This is a genomic window from Myroides phaeus (assembly GCF_900099675.1).
Taxonomy (GTDB): domain Bacteria; phylum Bacteroidota; class Bacteroidia; order Flavobacteriales; family Flavobacteriaceae; genus Flavobacterium; species Flavobacterium phaeum.
Genome location: NZ_FNDQ01000020.1, coordinates 24,258 through 44,842 on the forward strand (window position 1 = coordinate 24,258; position 20,585 = coordinate 44,842).

A 20,585-nucleotide genomic window follows, 5' to 3' on the forward strand; every position below is an offset into this window, starting at 1 on the left:
TTTTATTTAACCTAATAGAAGTTAACTTTTATTTTTGATTTCTTAACAAATCACGAATCTCAGATAATAACTCTTCTTGTGTTGGTCCTTTTGGTTCTTCAACAGCTGGAGCAGCCTCTTCTTCTTTCTTTTTAGTTAATTTTTCTTCTGCTTCTCTTAATTTATTTACACCTTTAACAAGCATAAATACAACTAAAGCTAATAATAAGAAACTGATCACTTCAGTAATGAAATTACCATAAGCAAAAACTACAGCTCCTTCTACTGCTTTAGCATCTGCTAATGCTGCTCCTTCTGTAACAGTTCCTTTTAATACTGTATACATATTTGAAAAATCTGGTGTACCAATTACAGCAGATACAAGTGGCATAATTACATCGTTTACAGCACTAGTAACAATTTTACCAAATGCACCACCGATGATTACCCCAACAGCAAGGTCCATTACATTACCCTTGACAGCAAATTCTTTAAATTCTTTTACAAATCCCATAGTCTTCTTTTTTTAATATTGAGTTTAAGTGAGCAAAAATAGTACAAATTTACTCTTCATAAAAAATTCTTTTCACACGTTGTGCTACACTTGTTAATATTTCATACGGAATAGTCTTAATTCTATTCGCAATTAGTGTAACTGGTAAATCTTGTCCAAAAATAATTACCTCATCCTCTTCTACACAATCAATTGCAGTAACATCAACCATTAACATATCCATACATATAGAACCGACAATTGGTGCTTGTTGCCCATTAATTAACACATATCCTACTCCATTCCCCCAAGAACGATGTACGCCGTCTGCATAGCCAATAGGCACTGTTGCGATCTTCGTTTTTCCAACTGCTCTAAAACGACGTCCATATCCAACACTCTCCAAATCTTCAATTTCTTTAATCTGCATAATACGCGTTTTCAATGTGCTTACATTATGTAATTGTTTCATCTCCTCTTCATCATTCCCTACACCATATAAACCAATTCCAACGCGAACCATTTCCATTTGATAGGCTGAAAAATTATAAACTCCAGACGTATTTAAAATATGACGTATAGGTTGTATATCCAAACTACTCATTAAGTAATCTGCATTTTTGGTAAACATATTAATCTGATCCAAAGTAAAATCACGATACTCTGGCATATCACTTGACGATAAATGTGAAAAAATAGATTTAACCTCGACAACATTTGTAGTCTTTAGCAATTCTACTAACTCTTGAAGTTCATTGGTTAAGAAACCGTGTCTATGCATCCCCGTGTCCAACTTAATGTGAATTGGATATTGATAGCAATTGCGCTCTCGAGCTACTTTCAAGAATGCATTCAATTCTCTGACAGAATAAACCTCTGGTTCTAAGTCATACGCAATCATTGCAGAAAACGCACTTATCTCTGGATTCATTACAATAATTTTAGTATTCACACCTGCTTTACGCAAATCAATACCCTCATCTGCAAATGCCACCCCTAAATAATCAACGTTCTCGTGTGCTAATAATTTTGCTATCTCAAAACTACCATTACCATATCCAAACGCCTTAACCATTACCATAATCTTAGTTTTACTTTCTAATTTAGAACGATAAAAATTCAAATTATGACGTATAGCATTTAAGTTCACCTCTAAAACTGTCTCGTGTGTCTTTGTTTCTAAAGCAGTTACTATTTTGTCAAAGCGATACGCTCTTGCTCCCTTGATTAAAATTGTCTCCTCTGAAAAATCTTCAACAGACATTTTTTGAAGAAACTCTTCTGTTGTTTTAAATAAGTAGGTATTCGGAATACCATATAAATACTCTGTAATATGGTTACCTATTCCGATCAAACGTGTAATATTATTATTAAGAAGTAATGAACGAACTAAACCATACAATTCAGCTTCTTCAAAACCACTTCTAAACACATCTGATAAAATAACCGTTTTAGACTTATTTATCTTGTGTTTCTCTAAAAAGTCAAGGGCAATTACTAACGACTGATAATCGGCATTATAAGCATCATCAATTAAAGTACAATTATTCAAACCGTCTTTTAACTGTAATCGCAATTCAACTGGATATAACAATTCTATACGATGCTTAATTATTTCAGTAGAATAATTAAGCAATAGCATCGTAGTAATACAGGTAAGAATATTTCGAACAGAAGCATTGTCTGAAAAAGGTAAAATTACTTCAAAAGAAGGTTTAGCATTTGGAGTAATTATTAAAGTATCGTTCTGCAAAGACGCAAAAACTTGTGCTTCTCTATTTTCAAAACTCCAACTATACAACTTGTCTTTCGATAAGAAAGAGGTAATACGAATATCGTCTTCACAAACTATTTTATCAACATTTGTGAACAACTTAATCTTTTCTTGAATTTTTTGTTCTACACTTTCAAAGCCTTCACTGTGCTCTTCTGTAATTGCAGTAAAAACACCTATTGTAGGTTTAACTATTGGTTCTAATCGTTCCATCTCACCGATAGTCGAAATACCAACTTCAAATATTCCAAGATTATGCTTTTCCTCAATTCCAAAAACAGAAAGAGGAACTCCCGTTTGAGAATTATAACTCTTTGGACTCTTTATAACGGAGAACTCTTCATTTAGTAAAAAGTTCAACCATTCTTTTACTACCGTCTTTCCCTTACTTCCTGTTATTCCAATAACAGGTAAATTAAAATGACTGCGATGAAAATTAGCTGCTTTTTGGAAAGCAGCTAAGGTATTCTTTACTTTAAAATAAACGACTCCAGAAGTTTCTTTTGGTAGATTATCTTCTGATACCACAAAATATTTAACTCCTTTTGTAATTAACTCATTTATATATATGTGCCCATTGTGGTTCTTTCCTTGCAAAGCAAAAAATAACGTATGCTCATCATTTAACAAAGACCTACTATCAACAGAGATATTTGTAATTGTCAAATTATCTTGGGCATTCTCTCCCAAAACCTCTGCTTCTAAAAACGTACAAAAAGCATTCGTATCAATATTCATTACTATTTTTTATTTCAAAAAATTCTACGTGCAAAAGTAAAGAGAGTTTCATTTAAACGACTTTAAAAGGCGTAATATTTACAACTAAAGGTTACACTTAATATAAGCCCACCCTTGTTCTTGCTTTTCAATTATATCGACTAATCCTGAAGGTACAAAAGCTACTCCTTCTATAATATCATCCTCAGATATCATTCTTGCATTCATCGTATTTTGACACGCATAAAACTTTATCCCCTTCTGCATAACTATTCTTAACCCTTCTCCAACCATCGTTTTACTTTTTCGCACCATACCAATTCCAGGTCCGTGTACAACAACGTGAATTACGACATCTTCTTCCCAATGTTTTTTCACATTTGTGACATACGTAATCAAAGCATTTTGCTCAATTATATTATCCGTATTTAATTGAAAAACTACTTTGTGATTAGCTTCTTTCATAATCTTCTTTTTTTAATTTATGATTTAATTTTTGGTTTTATAAAGCTATGAAAAACCTCACAAATAGTACCACTTATTAGCAAATATCTTTTTTGCAGTAGTGTATCCTAAGTTACATTCTGTGTCATTTTTAATAGAGACCTTTGTACTATTATTAATTCTTTAAACAATAAGAAAATGAGTTGGATATTTGAGCCTTGGCCGTGGTATCTTGGTGGATTATTTATCGCAATCACCTTAATATTATTATTACTTCTTGGTAAATCTTTTGGGTTTTCATCAAACTTGCGAACTATGTGTTCGATGATGGGAGCTGGTAAATCGTGTGATTTCTTTTGCTTTAATTGGAAAGCACAAACGTGGAATTTATTGTTCTTAGTAGGTACAATTGCAGGAGGTTTTATTGCATATCATTTTTTAAGTATTGACGCAGCAGCTATTCCTTTAGGAGAAAACACAATTCAAAAATTAAACGAATTAGGAATTGAAAGTGCTGGTAAAGCTTATGTTCCAACTGAACTTTACAGTAACCAGACCTTCTCTTCTTTAAAAAATATTGGAATTCTAATCTTAGCTGGTTTCTTTGTAGGTTTTGGTTCTCGCTATGCTGGTGGTTGTACATCAGGACACGCTATCAGTGGATTGAGTAATCTACAATTGCCTTCATTAATTGCTGTAATTGGTTTCTTCATCGGAGGACTAATTATGGTTCATTTATTATTCCCTTTCATCTTTTAAATTATATTCGAAATGAAAAAATTAGCATATTTATTTGTAGGAATGATATTCGGAATTGGAATGTTTAAATCAGGAGCCGCTTCTTGGTTTAGAATTTATGAGATGTTCCAATTTGATAGTTTCCATATGTACGGTATTATGGGAACAGCATTAACTATAGCAGTTATAGCTACACAAATTATCAAAAAGAAAAATATTAAAGACTTCTCTGGCAACCCAATCATATTTACTCCTAAAGATATGAGTATCCCAAGATACTTATTTGGAGGTATTATCTTTGGATTAGGATGGGCACTTGGAGGAGCTTGTCCAGGACCTATGTTTGCAAACTTTGGAGCAGGATTTTACTCTATTATCTTCGCTATCATTGGTGCACTTCTTGGTACTTGGGTTTATGGATTAGTGAGAAAATACTTACCTCATTAATTTAGAATACTTAGCTTTTGAAATGCTGCACGCAAAAAATATTGCATAATATTCACTAACACTAAGTGATAAAACTTAAATTTAATTTTGGCACTTTATCAGATAAAACAGCTGTTTACAAGATTAAAAGTGCCTGAATTTTATCAATACTATCCAATTACGCGCCCCTTTTTCTATAATCTTTTTTATTCTATATAATTCACTAACACAGAATTACGCCTATTATTATTTTATATATTCTCTTTTAAGATTGTAATAAAATTGATAAGTTGCTTTAAATAAAGTAATTTTAAAACCTAAAACCATCTTATTCAATCTTTATGGAACATATTATCAAAACGAAATACCGCTACATCTTTGAAGAAGAATTGTTAGAAGAGATTATCAAAGTTTCTACTATCAAAGATTTTAAAGAAGGAGAAAGACTGATGGAAATTGGAGAGTATATAAAAAAAATACCTCTTCTATTAGCTGGTGCTATCAAGATAATTAGAGAAGATCAAAAAGAGGGGGAGATTGTCTTATATTACATTGAACAAGGAGACACCTGTGCAATGACATTAACTTGTTGTTTGGGTGAAACTAAAAGTCAAGTGCGCTCTATTGCTGAACGCGATGGTAGTGTTATATTAGTTCCTGTTAGTAAAATGGATGAATGGTTAGTGAAATACAAAAGTTGGAGAAACTTTGTACTTAATAGCTATAACAACAGAATGAATGAATTACTTTCTGCAGTAGATAGTTTAGCGTTTATGAATATGGAAGAACGCTTGTGCAAATTACTTCAAGACAAAGCTAAGGTTTACAATAGTAGGTTTATAAACAACACACATCAAGAGTTAGCCGAAGAGCTCAATACATCGAGAGTCGTTATTTCTCGTATTTTAAAAACTCTTGAGAACAAAGGAATTATACAACTCAATCGAAAATATATTGAGTTACTTAAATCTCAGTAAAACACTATGGATTACACATCATTAATAGGTTATTCTTTAGCCTTACTAATTGGTATTTCATTAGGACTTATAGGAAGTGGAGGATCAATACTTACCGTTCCTATTTTAGTTTATATAATGAAAATAGAGCCTTTTGTTGCAACAGCTTACTCCCTATTTATTGTAGGTTCAACCTCATTAGTCGGTGGTTTCAAAAACCTTGTTGATAAAAAAGTTGATACAAAAGCAGTTGTCTTATTTGGTATTCCTTCTTTAATATCAGTTTATATTACAAGAGCATTTTTATTACCCTTAGTTCCTGATATTATTGCTATAGGAAGTTTACAATTAGACAAGAACATTGCACTTATGGTGCTATTTGCAATTGTTATGCTTACATCAGCAATTAAAATGATTCGTCCTCGAAAAGATCAAATAGTTGAAGAAAACAATCCTAATTTAGGAGGACTAGTTATACAAGGAATATTAATTGGGTTATTAGCTGGTACAGTTGGTGCTGGAGGAGGTTTCCTTATTATACCAGCTTTGGTATTATTCTCAAACTTACCAATGCGAAAAGCTGTAGGTACATCACTATGTATCGTAGCCATACAATCGCTAATCGGTTTCTTAGGGGATATTGGACACACAACGATGGATTGGGCATTATTACTAACTTTTAGTGGAATTTCAATCATCGGAATATTTATAGGGATTTACTTAACTAAATTTGTCCCAGATAACAACTTAAAAAAAGGCTTTGGTTATTTTGTTTTAATTATGGCCATCTATATTTTAATAAAAGAAGTGTTTCTTTAGTTTGTAACTCTTGTTACTGTACAATTCAAAACATCTTCCTAATTTTACTTTATAATAACAACAGAAATACACTACGATATGAAAATAGAACAAATTTATACCGGCTGTCTTGCTCAAGGAGCATACTACATTGAAAGCGAAGGAGAAGTAGCAATAATTGACCCTTTGAGAGAAGTTCAACCTTATTTGGACAAAGCAACTAAAGATAATGCTACGATCAAGTATATTTTTGAAACTCACTTTCACGCTGACTTCGTAAGTGGACACGTTACTTTAGCTGAAAAAACTGGAGCTCCAATCGTTTATGGACCGAATGCTAACCCTTCATTTAAAGCACACATTGCTAAAGATGGTGAAGTATTTAAACTTGGAAAAGTTACTATTACAACTTTACATACTCCTGGTCATACAATGGAGAGTACAACTTACTTATTAAAAGATGAAAATGGTAAAGACCACGCTATTTTTAGTGGAGATACGCTTTTCTTAGGTGATGTAGGACGTCCTGATTTAGCACAAAAAGCTGCTAATTTAACGCAAGAACAATTAGCTGCTACTTTATACAATAGCTTACGTACGAAAATTATGCCGCTAGCAGATGACGTAATTGTTTATCCTGCACACGGAGCTGGTTCTGCTTGTGGTAAGAACTTAAGTAAAGAAACAGTAGGTACTCTTGGAGAACAAAAGCAAACAAACTATGCGTTACGCGCGGATATGACAGAAGCTGAGTTCGTAAAAGAAGTTACTGATGGACTTTTACCTCCTCCTGCTTACTTCCCATTAAATGTGAAGTTGAACAAAGAAGGATACGAGAACGTTGAAACGATTATCACTAATAATAAAAAATTATCTCCTAAAGATTTCCAAGCTTTAGCTGATGATTCTGGTGCATTAATTTTAGATGTTAGACCTGGTGCAGAATTTGCAGCGGGACATATTCCTGGATCTATCTTTATTGGATTAGATGGGCAGTTTGCGCCTTGGGTTGGTGCTTTAATTACAGATATTAAACAACCTATCTTAATCGTTTGTCCAGAAGGAAGAGAAGAAGAGGCTATTATTAGACTTTCTCGTGTTGGTTATGACAATACATTAGGTTACTTAGAAGGTGGATTTGCAAACTGGAAGAACGAAGGAATGGAATATGACACTGTTCAACAAGTTACTGCTGATGAGTTAGCTAATAAAGTTAAAAATGAAGATATCAACATCTTTGACGTTCGTAAAGTAGGAGAATATAATTCTGCTCATATCGACTATAAGAATGTTAACCATACGCCATTAGATTACTTAAACGATCATTTAGCTGAATTCCCAACAGATGAAACTTTCTTTATCCACTGTGCTGGAGGATATAGATCACTTATTGCTTCATCTATCTTAAAAGCAAGAGGATTCCACAATATGATTGATGTAATTGGAGGTTTCGGAGCAATTAAAAACACAGGTATTGCTTTAAAAGAAAGTGCTTGTACTGCTACTTGTCCAACAACAGGAAAATAATACAGAAATGAATAAATTTGAAGAACTAATCAATAGTGATCAGTTAGTCTTAGTGGACTTCTTTGCCACTTGGTGTGGTCCTTGTCAGATGCTTGCACCTGTCTTGGAAGAAGTAAAACAAACACTACAAGACAATATCACAATTATTAAGATTGACGTTGATAAAAACCAAGCATTAACAACACAATATAGCACACAGTATCAAATGAGAGGTGTTCCTACTTTAATGTTGTTTAGAAAAGGTAAGTTACTATGGCGTCAATCCGGATATATGGATAAACAAACTTTACTTGCTAACATAGAGCAATACAAGAATAATTACTAATGAAAAAAGGTCTCAATTGAGACCTTTTTTTTACTTAACAACTAAAATCATATCCTCCACTTCCTGCAAGGTATAAATAGTGTTTAGCTTCCTTAGATAAATATATTTGTATTTCTTTTTGTTCATAATCTGCTGATGTATCAAATACAAAATCAAGTTTGCCATCTCCATCTAAATCTCCAACAAAAAGTAATTCGACAAAAGTATCACTGAAAACAGGAATATCTAAAACCATCTGTTGTTGTGCTCCATTTACACTGATATACAATTTGTAATTTTCAATCTCTCTAAACTCTTTCCCTTTCGGATCTGTATCATCCGTATAGATATATGTATTTTTTACTGTTCCTTCTGCTTCTAAAGCATATGTATCTCCTTTATACTTGTATTCATATACCTCACCTGGCCACAATGGCTTCTTTTTAATAGGTAAAGAGACAACATCTCCTTTAACAAGCAACTTATTAGGCGCACAGAAAAAAAGTGGCTCTTCTTCCTCTGGAGAGAATACTCCAATTTGATTTACTTCAGTACATTCGTTCAAAACCGGATCTGTCAAATTATAATCTGCTTTTTTCACAATAAAATGTGTTTTATCAACCTTTCTAAACTCTAACCAATTTTCATTAATTGCAGAGTAAGTATCTGTCAAATCTTCATCATAATATGCTGGTAATAAAACAGTCATTACCTCCTTTACCTCTTTACCATAAGCATCTGCAAATCGGTGAACATCTTTTTTCTCTTCTTGTTCAACGCTATTTTCTTCTGTAAGTTCTTGTGTACCCTCAGACTTTGTTTCTGTAGTTTCTTTACAGCCGATTAGCATTAGCAACCCCAAGATAATCAATACTTTTTTCATCAGTTAATTTGTATTTAAGTGATTTTTGAGCAAAAAAAAACTATCGTTTTACTGATAGTTTTTTTCATTATTTATATAACTAATTGTTAGTCATTCAATTTTAATACAGCCATAAAAGCTTCTTGTGGAATCTCAACGTTACCTACTTGACGCATACGTTTTTTACCTGCTTTTTGTTTTTCAAGTAATTTACGTTTACGTGAAATATCCCCTCCATAACATTTAGCTGTTACGTCTTTACGAAGTGCTTTTACAGTTTCACGAGCAATTACTTTCACTCCAATAGCCGCTTGAATAGGAATATCGAACTGCTGGCGTGGGATAAGCTCTTTTAACTTCTCACACATCTTCTTACCAATATGGTAAGCGTTATCAGCGTGCATTAAAGCAGATAAAGCATCTACTACGTTTGCGTTCAACATAACGTCAACTTTCACTAAGTTTGATGTACGCATACCTATAGGAGAATAGTCAAATGAAGCATATCCTTTAGAAACTGTTTTTAATCTATCATAAAAGTCAAATACAATCTCTGCTAATGGCATATCAAACGTCAACTCTACACGGTCTTCCGTTAAATAAGTTTGATTTGTAATAATACCACGTTTATCAATACACAAACTCATTACTTGACCAACGAAGTCAGCTTTAGTAATAATTGTCGCTTTAATATATGGTTCTTCTACTCTTTCTAATTTAGAAGGCTCTGGTAAGTCTGATGGATTATTTACTACAATTGCTGTATCTGGTTCTTTCTTTGTATAAGCTAAATAAGAAACGTTAGGTACAGTAGTAATTACAGTCATATTAAACTCACGTTCTAAACGTTCCTGAATAATCTCCATGTGTAACATTCCTAAGAATCCACAACGGAAACCAAACCCTAAAGCTGCAGAACTTTCAGCAGCAAATACTAAAGAAGCATCATTCAATTGCAATTTCTCCATTGAGTTACGCAATTCTTCATAATCCTCAGTATCTACTGGATAAATACCTGCGAATACCATTGGCTTAACGTTCTCAAAACCTTCAATCATATTTTGAGTTGGTTCTTTTGCATCTGTTAACGTATCCCCTACTTTAACCTCCTTAGCTTCTTTAATACCAGAAATTAAGTAACCTACGTCACCTGTTCTAATCTCTTGTTTAGGAACTTGGTTTAGTTTAAGAGTACCAATCTCATCTGCAAAATACTCTTTCCCTGTAGCCATAAATTTAATCTTCTGACCTTTTTTAATCGTACCATTAACAACACGGAAGATAACTTCAATACCACGGAATGGGTTGTAAACAGAGTCAAAAACTAAAGCTTGTAATGGCTCTTCAGGATTACCTTTTGGAGCAGGAACTCTCTCGATAATTGCCTTTAAAATATCTTCTACTCCTAAACCTGTTTTACCAGATGCAGGAATAATTTCTTCATAATCACATCCTAATAAATCAACGATATCATCACTTACCTCTTCAGGGTTAGCACTTGGTAAGTCAACTTTATTTAATACAGGAATAATTGTCAAATCATTCTCTAACGCTAAATACAAGTTAGAGATAGTTTGTGCTTGGATACTTTGTGCTGCATCTACAATCAACAAAGCCCCTTCACACGCAGCAATAGACCTAGAAACTTCATAAGAAAAGTCTACGTGCCCTGGAGTATCAATTAAGTTTAAAATATATTTCTCGCCTTCGTGTACATACTCCATTTGAATCGCATGAGATTTAATTGTAATCCCTCTTTCGCGTTCCAAATCCATACTATCTAAAAGCTGATTTTGTTGCTCACGTGCAGTTACCGTTTGTGTAGCATCCAATAAACGGTCTGCTAACGTACTCTTTCCGTGGTCAATGTGAGCAATAATACAAAAGTTTCTAATGTTCTTCATCTTCGTTATATCAAAGTTTTAATTAGATTATACGCCCATTAGAAGTATTGAAACAACTTTCAATAATCATATAATCAAGATTCTAAGACTTTTATTCTCTTCTATTTAAAACAATATAAGCCTATATTTTGCAAATATACTTTAAAGTTTGAATTTTTAATCATTTTTTTCGTTATACAAAAAGTTATCAGCACTTTTCATCCTTTATAGTCCACGTATTTTAACCACTAATATTAAACTGTCAAATGCCTCATTTTTTATTAACACTTTTACTAACTTTATACTTTCTAAAAATTCGCGCAATGAAAACATTCATATCTATCGCAACACTATCTTTTTTCACATTGATTAGTTGTGGTCAAAAAAAAGAAATTACAGAAGATTTTATTACACTGCCTAATCATCTACAAGAAGTTTCTGGTTTACATTACGACACAACTTCTAAAACATTTTGGACTGTTCAAGACAGTGGAAACAGCAATGAACTTTACCAAATAGATTCGACGGGAAATATAGTACATACTGTTAAAATTAAAAACCAAAAAAATAAGGATTGGGAAGAACTTACAAGTGATTCTGAAGGAAACTTATATATCGGTGATTTTGGAAATAACAAAAACACAAGAAAAGACTTGAAAATTATTAAAGTTGAAAAGAATAACTTAGTTAAAGAAGAAGTTGACGCTTCTGCTATTATCTCTTTTGAATATCCTGAGCAAAAACAATTTCCTCCTAAAGACACAGAGTTGATTTATGATGCTGAGGCATTCTTTTTATATAATGACAATTTTTACATCTTTACCAAAAACAGAAGTAAGGGCTTTGATGGTAGATCAAATGTTTATAAAATTCCCAATGTAGCAGGACACCACAAAGCTCAATTAGTACAAACATTCAAAGGGTGTAATGTTTATAAACACTGCGCTATAACAGGAGCTGCTATTAGTCCTGACCAAAAGACTTTTGTTTTATTATCTCATTCTAAATTGTGGATTATTGACGGATTCAATCCTAATGCAATCTTAGATGGTAAAATATCTGAACACAAATTAAACCACGTTTCTCAAAAAGAATCTGTTTCTTTCGATGGAAACAATACTGTTTACATCGCTGATGAAGTAAAAAAGCAAACAGGTGGTAAAATTTATAAAGTGGATTTGGGTGCTTTAAAACCCAAACCCTAATCCAAATACAAAGCGACCGCCATCTACACTGTTGAAATAAGAACAGTGTAGGGTTGCTTGTTCAATGGCATTGATCCAAAAACCTGCTCCGTAAGCATTGTGCCATTTATTGGAACTTTCTAACGGAGTCCATACTCTTCCATAATCAAAACCAGCATAGAAACCGTAACTCATTGGTATAAATCCTGCCGTAAACTGACCTGCATTAAAGCGAATGTCTGTTGTTTGTACAAAGGATGTCTTTCCTGTAAATCGCTCTGGTCTAAATCCTCTTAAATTTGCGTTACCACCAACTGTTGCTGCGTGATAAAAATCGTAATTGTCATTAAACCTTGTTTGATAAGTGAAATTTGTAGCAAATACAAAACGCTCTCCTCTGTCTATAAAATGTATAAAGTTTATTCGCATATCTAAGTAAGCGAAGTTCTGTTTAGTATCTTCTAAATTCATACGCCATCCCGCTTTAGAATTAAAACCAAATCCAACAGTTGGATTAGCAGGATAGTTATACTGTTCATAATTATATTCTACATTAAACGAACCATATTGTTGAAAATCAAAAACTTTCTGATTTACCACTTCTGGTGAACTGGTAATGAATCGATTAGACTTATTTTGTACTTTTAGTGCGTCATATCCAAGATTTACTTCAAAAGAGCCTCCTTGTTTTCCTTCATAACGGTATCCAGGAGCTATTGAATAACTTTCGATACGCACTCGTTTGTAATCATCTCCTTCTTCTTTGTCAAAATAATAAGTTTCGTTTCCAATACCATAGTAGTTTTTAGCAAAGTTTGGACTCGTAGCTCTTGCTCCTAAAGTAAACATCCAATTATTTTTGGTATTCGGAAAGTACCCTTTATATTCAGCTTCTAAGCCTTTTGTATTAAATGAATAAAAACCTTTCAATTCGTGCTTACTGGTAAAAGGATCTTGTAAAAACTTCATACGAGTTGAACTATACATAAAACCTAACTTAATACCGTCTTCTGGGTTAAAACCAATATTTGGCAATAACATATTAATGTTTACAGGAACTTTTTCATAGTTAAAATTATTCAAATCATATTTATTCGTGCTGTATTTTCTTACAACACCATTCTTTTCAACTATTTCATTTTTCTTATCTGCATAATCATAAACAATTGTTTTACCCGGGTTTTCAATCACGTATGTATCTTGATTTTTACCTCCTATTAAACGCAACTTTATCTTTGCTTTCCCTTCTCCTCTAACTATATATTCATCTTCATCATTCAAACCGTAAATCCAAATCTCTTTAGTTTGCTTTGCCGAATATACTTTTTCAAACTCAAGTTCTTTACCCAACTTCTTATCACGATATTGTGTCAGTTTCACATCCCCATTTGGCAAGCGTTCTATGTCAAAAAAGTCTTTTTTATCTGTACCTGCTACAATAACATACTCTCTCAATTTAGCATAGTACTTTGGCAAATAGGCGACAATATTACTCTTTCTAACCGTCAATATTCTTTTGATTTCATCAATTTCTTTATCTTGTACTTCTTTAGGCAATTTAGCAAATACCTCTTCGATGACTTCATCACTTAGTGTTGTCACAATATCTTTTGCCTCTGTAATCCAATCTTCTTCAGAAGTTGATTTTAATAAATACTGATCCAATGGAAAGGCTGTCTTATTCAGCCAACGTGGATTAGCAAAATCCTCTTTATAACTTTGCATATGTCTCAAAGGAGGAAGCTTCTTTATCAATGACAACAAAGCGCCATCTATCTTAGCAAAAGCTTGATCTCTATCTCGGGGTACAGGTTTATAAATTACCTTACCTTCTTCTTTAAACTCAGACCATCTCCACTGATCTCCATGTCTATCCCAGTCGCCAATTAGCATATCAAAAATACGTGCACGCAAAAATGCTTTTTGGTCAATAGCATACTTTTCGTCTTTTCTCAAATTAGCAATAACATCTGTAGTGCTAACTATCTTTGTCGCATTTCCAAAACTATCCTCATCTTCAAAACCGCTGGTAGGGCGCTCTTCAATCATATACAACTCATCTCCGTAGTTTTCATTAAATCTTCCCAATGTTTTTTGTTTTGGAATATAGTACAACTCGGGATTCGTATGAAACATACCTATTGCTTCAGAAAGGTCACTAATTATAAACGGAGTATATGGATGTGATGTCGTATAAAAATCATAAATAAATCTTTCCGCCCAAGTATCCTGAAACGAATTCATCACATATTGATCTTTAAAAACAGCTGTTTGAACAAAACGAGAAACACTCTTACGCACCCCTCTCATCACGTATTCTTTTCCTTCTTTATCAACAACACGAAGCGACATAGATTGGTTACCGCCTCCTGAAATAGTTGGTGTCAATCCCCCTTTAATCTTTGTTAAATCTGCTATTTCTACTTCAACTGGTCTACTGTATATATCTCTATAATGTTTTCCCCATAAAAAGCGATACCAAGCAGTTTTTTTTGTCCATTCTGCGGGATATACGCTTGCTTTCGTTAATCCTTCTTTTACTTCATCATCTCCTTTATAAACATAAGAACTCGGTTCAAATATCTTTTTCTGTGTTACTAACTGAACACCTTTTTCGTCAAAACCATAGAAATTCAACACAACACTGCGATCTTTCATAATCTCAAGTGTTGTAAATCCAGCTTGTGCTATTGAAATATCATCTGGTAAAATAGCTCTTGAAGGTGTCGTTTCAGCCATACCTCCACTAATTACTTGTTTTACCCCATCTTGTGCTATGTATTGTAAATTTTGTTCATGTGCAGAAGCAATTACAACATTGTCATACATCTGCGCCATTGTTCTAATACGCTTATTAAACTCATTGTAATTCTTACTCTGTAAATCTTGTGTATTAATGCCAGAAAGTGCTCTTGTATAATTTATAATCGAACCGATAATTGGCAACGGTACATTGGAATTTAAAGGGTAAATATGGTCTTTAAAAGAAAAATGACCTCCATAATTTCCATTGCTGTAAACTGGGTGATGCATAGCCAACACCACTATTCTATTCTGATTTTTGTTAATCTCTCCTCTTAGTTCATCAAAGAAATCTTCTCTTGTCTTGATATCACAATCCTCATTAATATTGGGTTGCTTATCCCAATCTTGTAGATACCATTCGCTATCAACTGCAATTAATACAGTTTCATCATTGATTTTTAATCGCTCAAAACCACAAACTTTCCTCGGTAATACTGCTTTCTTGTCTTCTAAATTTAATGCCATATAATCTGAAAAACGCTTAACTCCTTCATACCCTCTTGCCCATTCAGCGTTTCCATTTATAAAAACAGTATTCCCTTTAAAATCTTTTGCCAATCCCAATTGAGGAGCCAATATTTCTTCTACTTTTCCTCTACTTTTCGCGCCTTCTTTAGCCATTCCCCGATCAATACTATTACCTAAGAAAACTAACGTTGACTCTTTTTCTCCTTTATCGATAAAAGAAGATAACTTATCGAAGTGTTTTTTTCTCGACTTATTTTTGTCAAATCCCGTATTCCCTAACAAGTAATAAGTATGTGATATATCTGCTTTATAAACAGTCTCCTTAGCAACAATTGTCTCTTTACTTTTCTTTCCATATTGTATACTATACGTTGCACAAGAACTCAAAACAACAAATGAAAATAACGTTGCTAAACCTATTTTTAAAGCATTTATAGATATGTGAGGAAATAATTTCATAATTTAGAGGTTATAAAGGTTTTGAATATGACAATTCTACAAAAGGTTGAAGAACATATCTTTCAGATACACAAAGATACACTATCACATCAATATACGTACCACAACTTTAACCATACATTACGTGTTGTTAATGGTTTAGAAGAAATTCTAAAAACTGTTAACGTAACTGATAAAGAAGCTAATATTCTTCGTTACGCTGCTTGGTTTCACGATATTGGATATATCAACTCTTGGGAAGAACACGAAGAACGTGGTGCGCAAATGGCGCAAACTTTCTTACTTGAGAATGGTGTTGATGTAGACGACGTACATATTGTTATGCAATTAATTAGGGCTACAAAGTTGGACTATGTTCCTGAAAACAATCTTGAATGCATTTTAAAAGATGCTGATTTTGCACACTTTTCGGATGAGAATTATGTAGATGTAAGTGACTTACTAAGAAAAGAAGTTGAACATTTCTGTAACAAAACCTTTACTGATTTAGAATGGTTAGAACAAAATAGAGATATTATGCTCTATAAACACAGATATTATACTGTGTATGCCCAACAGCAATGGCAACCTTATAAACAGAAAAACTTATTGGCTATTCTTGCCAAAATAGAAAAAATAGAAACCAGAAAGGCGCGTAAGAAAAAAGCAGAATCAAGTAGAACTATTGATACTTTGTTCAGAACAACCTTAAGAAATCACACTTCTTTAAGTGCTATAGCAGATAGAAAAGCGAATATATTGCTTTCTGTAAATGCTATTATTATCTCTATTTGTCTTTCTACTTTAATTCCAAAATTAGACAGTCCAAGCAATGCTCACTTAATTTACCCAACTTTTATTTTATTGTTTTTTAGCGTGGCTACAATTATTTTCGCCATACAATCTACAAGACCAAAAGTAACCTCTGGCACATTTACAAAAGAAGAAATTGACAACAATGAGGTTAATTTACTTTTCTTTGGTACATTTCACCAAATGCCTTTTGATGAATATGAAAAGACTTTAATGACTATATTAAAAAACAATAAGTACCTACACCATGCACTGACAAAAGACTTGTACAACTTAGGTGTAGTACTTGATAAAAAATATAAACTATTACGCATTACTTATACCATCTTTACAGTTGGAATTATTGCCTCTGTTTTAGCTTTTGTATTCGCTTTTAGAGGTATTGGCTTTTAAGGTAATCATGCATTAAATTACTATAATCTAATTGTTCTATATCAAAGTCTAGATTAACATTTACTCTCAGTCCAAGTAGGCCTGAAACACTTTGCATATCTTCTATTTCAAATTGTTCAATATCACCAAGTAATACACCTATTTGTTGCCCATACGTTAGATATTGTCTGTATTCCTCTAAATCTTCGGTAGAAGCAAACGCAATTGTCAATTTCTGTGGTTGAACAATTCGCTCTTCTGTTCCTTTAATACACGCCTTGTCTAAACGCTTTTTAATAACTTCATAACGGGTATTATATGAACCATCTATATCAAAGCGTTTTTCATCCATTCTAAACTGTATTCCTAAAGACGTATCGTACACAAAAATCAGTACCGTAACATCCATTTTAATCATATCCTGAATATTATTGCGGTAGTGAACACACATCAACTCAGTCATTACTTGCAATTGCCACAAACGCAGGTTTTGTAAATAGGTAAAATCAAAAGACATCGTTGGACATATCGATTCTCCAATATAAATATTATGCTCTATTCCGTCCGTTTTAAATCTCTCGTAATAATGGGGGAAAACTTTTTGAACTATTTGTTGACGCTCGTCTAAGATATCTGAAAAGCATTTATTCATACGACCTACTTGATTGTCAAAAACTTTGCGTTGCTTATAATAAATATCAAACTGAACGTCTATATGAGATAGGTATACTTTTAATATTTCTTCATCAAAAAGATGCCCCTCTTTTCTTAAAAACGGGTGTATTTCTTCTTTAATATAATTTTGTATCAACTGTTCTAAACCTGAATAGAAACGAGTTTCTAATTGACGTAAAAACGCATTTAAACGCAAACAGTGCTTCTCAAAAACAAGTGCTCCATTACGACAAGCACTCTTATCAAACATATTAATTAAATAAGTCAATTGCGATTTCAAATCGGCAACAATTGCCTCATTTCTCAACTTACTCGATCCTTTTATGTCTATTTCTCCAAACAAGGGAAATACTTTTGGAAATGATATTGGATTAATAATATAATCTTTATCAATAACACTTTCTATATAGTTTCGCTTAGCTTCTTCAATAAACTTCCAATAAACACTTGGGTGAATAGTTGTAAACTCTCGTTGTATAATAGCCTCTACTTGGTTAAGTAAATCTGCTTTTACACGTTCAAAGGTTTCTGAAATAATAGGCATCATTGCTTCTAACTTCTGTGCGTTTACAGTATGTAAATCACGAGGAACTTCAGAAACAACCTCTAAAATACCCTCCAAACCACTTGATATAACAACAGGTCTAAACAAACAGCTCCTAACGCCTTGTTTTCGCAAATGCAGACACATTTTCTCTTCTTTTTTATCTAACATCATTTCATCAATATCAGAAATACAGAAATATTTTTTATCTGAAATAAGCTCCTCATAAGCCTTTTTAGACAAAACAATATCTGTACTTTCATCATTCAACAAATGACTTTTCAGCCCCATTATATCGCGGGTTTCTTTCTGAACTAATGTCTCTAATTCAATCGGCGTATAACCAATTTTCAAATTAGGTACTCTAAAAATAGAACTAAATATTTGTCCTAATGTATCACCAATAGGTGTTCGCTGTAATTGCGACTTTAAAAAGTTTTCTTTCAACAATGATAAAGCACTTTCAACCGTTACATCTACCAAACTAACAATACCAAATCCACGTATAATCCAACTTTCTTGAGGAAATTTCTCTTTCCACAAATCTAAGTTGTCAAAATTATCTTGCAATAATTCTATATCAGCCTTTGTCAGCATAATAGCCTTATTAGTTGGAATTACTTCAACAAAGTCAGCATTATACAACACGCGATAGTGATGTATAATCCCCTTTGCATCTGGCAAGTCGATAAACAGTGGGCGAGTTAAATCAAAATCAGCGTTGAAATAATGATTCATAATAATACAACAGCAAGCAATATAATATTGGTGCTGATCAAAATCACGAATTTCTATATCATAACTTATCCCACTCTCGGCAATTATTTTTTTAAAACGATTAGTGTAGTTAAACATCAATTGTTGAAAGGGCATAGAAACTGCCTTTATCTCATTATCCTTTAAAGCAACTGGAAATAAAATCTCTAACAACTCTTGAATTAAAGCCTCATTCTCTTGAAGAACTTCTGTAGCTGTTATGTTTGTACATAAATCAGGGACAACATTTATTCTCTCTAATAAATCTTTTAGATAGTTTTTTTTAATCTCATTCCTATTCGGATCTACTATAAATTCATTCATCGCTTTTATCAATCGATGAAAAGAAAATTCAATGTGAAAAGGCGTAAATTCAAAAGTTGTTAATCGCATAAATTATGGGGTTCTTTAGAGCCTTAAAGATAACAAATAACTACTTGTCCGACTATGGATTAACTCAGTATAATACAGAATTGACAAGTTTCTTACTTACAAAAATTTGAAAAACTAAAATTATTGTACTTTTGCATCAAATTTCGAAAACGAATATGATTAAAATTGGCAATATAGAACTTCCTGACCATCCGCTTCTTTTAGCTCCTATGGAAGACGTAAGTGATCCCCCATTCCGTCGTTTGTGTAAAAAACACGGAGCAGATCTTATGTATTCAGAATTTATCTCTTCAGAAGGACTGATTAGAGATGCGATGAAAAGTAAGATGAAGTTAGATATTTTTGATTACGAAAGACCTGTAGGTATTCAAATCTTCGGTGGAGATGAAGAAGCTATGGCAATGTCTGCTCGTATTGTGGAAACAGTTCAACCAGATTTAGTTGATATCAACTTTGGTTGTCCTGTAAAAAAAGTAGTTTCTAAAGGTGCTGGTGCTGGTGTTTTAAAAGACATTGATTTAATGGTACGCTTAACAAAAGCAGTTATCAACAGTACAAACCTACCTGTAACGGTTAAAACTCGTTTAGGATGGGATGATGACTCGATCAACATTGATGAAGTAGCTGAAAGGTTACAAGACATTGGAGTACAAGCTTTAACTATTCACGCGCGTACTCGTGCTCAAATGTATAAAGGGCATTCTGACTGGACACATATTGAACGCATTAAAAACAATCCACGTATTACAATGCCTATTTTTGGTAATGGTGATATTGATAGTCCACAAAAAGCATTAGAATACAAAGAGAAATTCGGTCTAGATGGTATGATGATTGGTCGTGCAGCTATTGGATATCCTTGGATTTTTGATGAAATCAAACACTATTTTAAAACAGGTGAATTACTTCCTCCTCCAACGATTAAAGATCGCTTAGAGGCTGCTAAAAACCACTTAATATGGTCTATGGAATGGAAAGGTGAACGTGTTGGTATCGTTGAAATGAGACGTCATTACACTAACTATTTCAAAGGTATTCACGGTTTTAAACCACATCGTTTAAAATTAGTTACAACTGATGATCCTATTGAATTATTAAGTTTATTTGATCGCATTGCGGAAGAATACAAAGATTACGTTATTGACTAGTCCTAAAATAGATTGACAAGTTTTTAAACAATACATCCAGAGGGATTTTCTCTCTGGATTTTTTTATGCACATAATTTGGAGTGAGCA

16 protein-coding genes are annotated in these 20,585 nt (G+C 33.0%); 9 read left to right on the forward strand and 7 right to left on the reverse strand.

Annotated features, from left to right (window positions below; translation table 11 throughout):
* Positions 1–28: 28 nt before the first annotated feature.
* From mscL to BLT46_RS10235, 3 genes are all read right to left on the reverse strand, one after another.
* Positions 29–493, reverse strand: a complete 465-nt coding sequence (gene mscL / locus BLT46_RS10225; RefSeq protein ID WP_090409883.1) for a large conductance mechanosensitive channel protein MscL — start codon at positions 491–493, stop codon at positions 29–31.
* Between the two features lie 49 nt (positions 494–542).
* Positions 543–2,984, reverse strand: a complete 2,442-nt coding sequence (locus tag BLT46_RS10230; RefSeq protein WP_090409885.1) for a bifunctional UDP-N-acetylmuramoyl-tripeptide:D-alanyl-D-alanine ligase/alanine racemase — start codon at positions 2,982–2,984, stop codon at positions 543–545.
* A gap of 84 nt (positions 2,985–3,068) precedes the next feature.
* Positions 3,069–3,428 (reverse strand): DsrE family protein, encoded by a 360-nt coding sequence (locus BLT46_RS10235; protein WP_090409887.1) that lies wholly within the window; start codon positions 3,426–3,428, stop codon positions 3,069–3,071.
* A gap of 177 nt (positions 3,429–3,605) precedes the next feature.
* Here BLT46_RS10235 and BLT46_RS10240 point away from each other — a divergent pair, with 177 nt between their 5' ends.
* The 6 genes from BLT46_RS10240 to trxA all read left to right on the forward strand — a co-directional run bounded on the left by BLT46_RS10240 (position 3,606) and on the right by trxA (position 8,177).
* Positions 3,606–4,166, forward strand: a complete 561-nt coding sequence (locus BLT46_RS10240; RefSeq protein WP_090409889.1) for a YeeE/YedE family protein — start codon at positions 3,606–3,608, stop codon at positions 4,164–4,166.
* Positions 4,167–4,178: 12 nt separating this feature from the next.
* Entirely contained in the window at positions 4,179–4,592 is a 414-nt protein-coding gene (locus tag BLT46_RS10245; RefSeq protein WP_090409891.1) for a DUF6691 family protein, read from the forward strand.
* A 320-nt stretch (positions 4,593–4,912) separates the two neighbouring features.
* A complete protein-coding gene (locus BLT46_RS10250) occupies positions 4,913–5,548 on the forward strand; it encodes a Crp/Fnr family transcriptional regulator (RefSeq protein ID WP_090409893.1) in 636 nt (211 codons plus the stop codon).
* Positions 5,549–5,554: 6 nt separating this feature from the next.
* On the forward strand, positions 5,555–6,346 hold the full coding sequence (locus tag BLT46_RS10255; protein ID WP_090409895.1) for a sulfite exporter TauE/SafE family protein: 792 nt from the start codon (positions 5,555–5,557) through the stop codon (positions 6,344–6,346).
* 78 nt (positions 6,347–6,424) lie between these two features.
* Positions 6,425–7,852 (forward strand): MBL fold metallo-hydrolase, encoded by a 1,428-nt coding sequence (locus tag BLT46_RS10260; RefSeq protein ID WP_090409897.1) that lies wholly within the window; start codon positions 6,425–6,427, stop codon positions 7,850–7,852.
* Positions 7,853–7,859: 7 nt separating this feature from the next.
* Positions 7,860–8,177 (forward strand): thioredoxin, encoded by a 318-nt coding sequence (gene trxA / locus BLT46_RS10265; RefSeq protein ID WP_090409899.1) that lies wholly within the window; start codon positions 7,860–7,862, stop codon positions 8,175–8,177.
* 34 nt (positions 8,178–8,211) lie between these two features.
* On the opposite strand, the gene BLT46_RS10270 is transcribed toward trxA, so the two are convergent.
* Positions 8,212–9,039 carry a hypothetical protein gene (locus BLT46_RS10270; protein WP_090409901.1) on the reverse strand — a complete coding sequence of 276 codons (828 nt, stop codon included), beginning with the start codon at positions 9,037–9,039 and terminating at the stop codon, positions 8,212–8,214.
* 86 nt (positions 9,040–9,125) lie between these two features.
* Positions 9,126–10,922 (reverse strand): translation elongation factor 4, encoded by a 1,797-nt coding sequence (gene lepA / locus BLT46_RS10275; protein ID WP_090409902.1) that lies wholly within the window; start codon positions 10,920–10,922, stop codon positions 9,126–9,128.
* A gap of 302 nt (positions 10,923–11,224) precedes the next feature.
* Between lepA and BLT46_RS10280 the strand changes: the two genes are divergently transcribed.
* The gene (locus tag BLT46_RS10280; protein ID WP_090409904.1) at positions 11,225–12,106 is read left to right on the forward strand and encodes an SdiA-regulated domain-containing protein; all 882 of its coding nucleotides are present in this window, start codon (positions 11,225–11,227) and stop codon (positions 12,104–12,106) included.
* On the opposite strand, the gene BLT46_RS10285 is transcribed toward BLT46_RS10280, so the two are convergent.
* Positions 12,089–15,817 carry a metallophosphoesterase gene (locus BLT46_RS10285; RefSeq protein WP_090409907.1) on the reverse strand — a complete coding sequence of 1,243 codons (3,729 nt, stop codon included), beginning with the start codon at positions 15,815–15,817 and terminating at the stop codon, positions 12,089–12,091. The two genes, BLT46_RS10280 and BLT46_RS10285, sit on opposite strands and share 18 nt — an antisense overlap.
* Positions 15,818–15,844: 27 nt before the next feature.
* On the opposite strand from BLT46_RS10285, the gene BLT46_RS10290 reads away from it, so the two are divergent.
* On the forward strand, positions 15,845–17,002 hold the full coding sequence (locus BLT46_RS10290; protein ID WP_090409909.1) for a Pycsar system effector family protein: 1,158 nt from the start codon (positions 15,845–15,847) through the stop codon (positions 17,000–17,002).
* Here BLT46_RS10290 and BLT46_RS10295 read toward each other — a convergent pair.
* Positions 16,983–19,349 carry a hypothetical protein gene (locus tag BLT46_RS10295; RefSeq protein ID WP_090409911.1) on the reverse strand — a complete coding sequence of 789 codons (2,367 nt, stop codon included), beginning with the start codon at positions 19,347–19,349 and terminating at the stop codon, positions 16,983–16,985. The two genes, BLT46_RS10290 and BLT46_RS10295, sit on opposite strands and share 20 nt — an antisense overlap.
* Positions 19,350–19,504: 155 nt before the next feature.
* Between BLT46_RS10295 and dusB the strand changes: the two genes are divergently transcribed.
* Positions 19,505–20,497: a tRNA dihydrouridine synthase DusB gene (gene dusB, locus BLT46_RS10300; protein ID WP_090409913.1), complete on the forward strand. Its 993-nt coding sequence runs from the start codon at positions 19,505–19,507 to the stop codon at positions 20,495–20,497.
* Positions 20,498–20,585: the final 88 nt, after the last annotated feature.

What these genes read in the sequence shown, in the direction of transcription:
- mscL (WP_090409883.1), bottom strand. Translation starts at nt 493, where the DNA reads ATGGGATTTGTAAAAGAATTTAAAGAATTTGCTGTCAAGGGTAATGTA.
- BLT46_RS10230 (WP_090409885.1), bottom strand. Translation starts at nt 2,984, where the DNA reads ATGAATATTGATACGAATGCTTTTTGTACGTTTTTAGAAGCAGAGGTT.
- BLT46_RS10235 (WP_090409887.1), bottom strand. Translation starts at nt 3,428, where the DNA reads ATGAAAGAAGCTAATCACAAAGTAGTTTTTCAATTAAATACGGATAAT.
- BLT46_RS10240 (WP_090409889.1), top strand. Translation starts at nt 3,606, where the DNA reads ATGAGTTGGATATTTGAGCCTTGGCCGTGGTATCTTGGTGGATTATTT.
- BLT46_RS10245 (WP_090409891.1), top strand. Translation starts at nt 4,179, where the DNA reads ATGAAAAAATTAGCATATTTATTTGTAGGAATGATATTCGGAATTGGA.
- BLT46_RS10250 (WP_090409893.1), top strand. Translation starts at nt 4,913, where the DNA reads ATGGAACATATTATCAAAACGAAATACCGCTACATCTTTGAAGAAGAA.
- BLT46_RS10255 (WP_090409895.1), top strand. Translation starts at nt 5,555, where the DNA reads ATGGATTACACATCATTAATAGGTTATTCTTTAGCCTTACTAATTGGT.
- BLT46_RS10260 (WP_090409897.1), top strand. Translation starts at nt 6,425, where the DNA reads ATGAAAATAGAACAAATTTATACCGGCTGTCTTGCTCAAGGAGCATAC.
- trxA (WP_090409899.1), top strand. Translation starts at nt 7,860, where the DNA reads ATGAATAAATTTGAAGAACTAATCAATAGTGATCAGTTAGTCTTAGTG.
- BLT46_RS10270 (WP_090409901.1), bottom strand. Translation starts at nt 9,039, where the DNA reads ATGAAAAAAGTATTGATTATCTTGGGGTTGCTAATGCTAATCGGCTGT.
- lepA (WP_090409902.1), bottom strand. Translation starts at nt 10,922, where the DNA reads ATGAAGAACATTAGAAACTTTTGTATTATTGCTCACATTGACCACGGA.
- BLT46_RS10280 (WP_090409904.1), top strand. Translation starts at nt 11,225, where the DNA reads ATGAAAACATTCATATCTATCGCAACACTATCTTTTTTCACATTGATT.
- BLT46_RS10285 (WP_090409907.1), bottom strand. Translation starts at nt 15,817, where the DNA reads ATGAAATTATTTCCTCACATATCTATAAATGCTTTAAAAATAGGTTTA.
- BLT46_RS10290 (WP_090409909.1), top strand. Translation starts at nt 15,845, where the DNA reads ATGACAATTCTACAAAAGGTTGAAGAACATATCTTTCAGATACACAAA.
- BLT46_RS10295 (WP_090409911.1), bottom strand. Translation starts at nt 19,349, where the DNA reads ATGCGATTAACAACTTTTGAATTTACGCCTTTTCACATTGAATTTTCT.
- dusB (WP_090409913.1), top strand. Translation starts at nt 19,505, where the DNA reads ATGATTAAAATTGGCAATATAGAACTTCCTGACCATCCGCTTCTTTTA.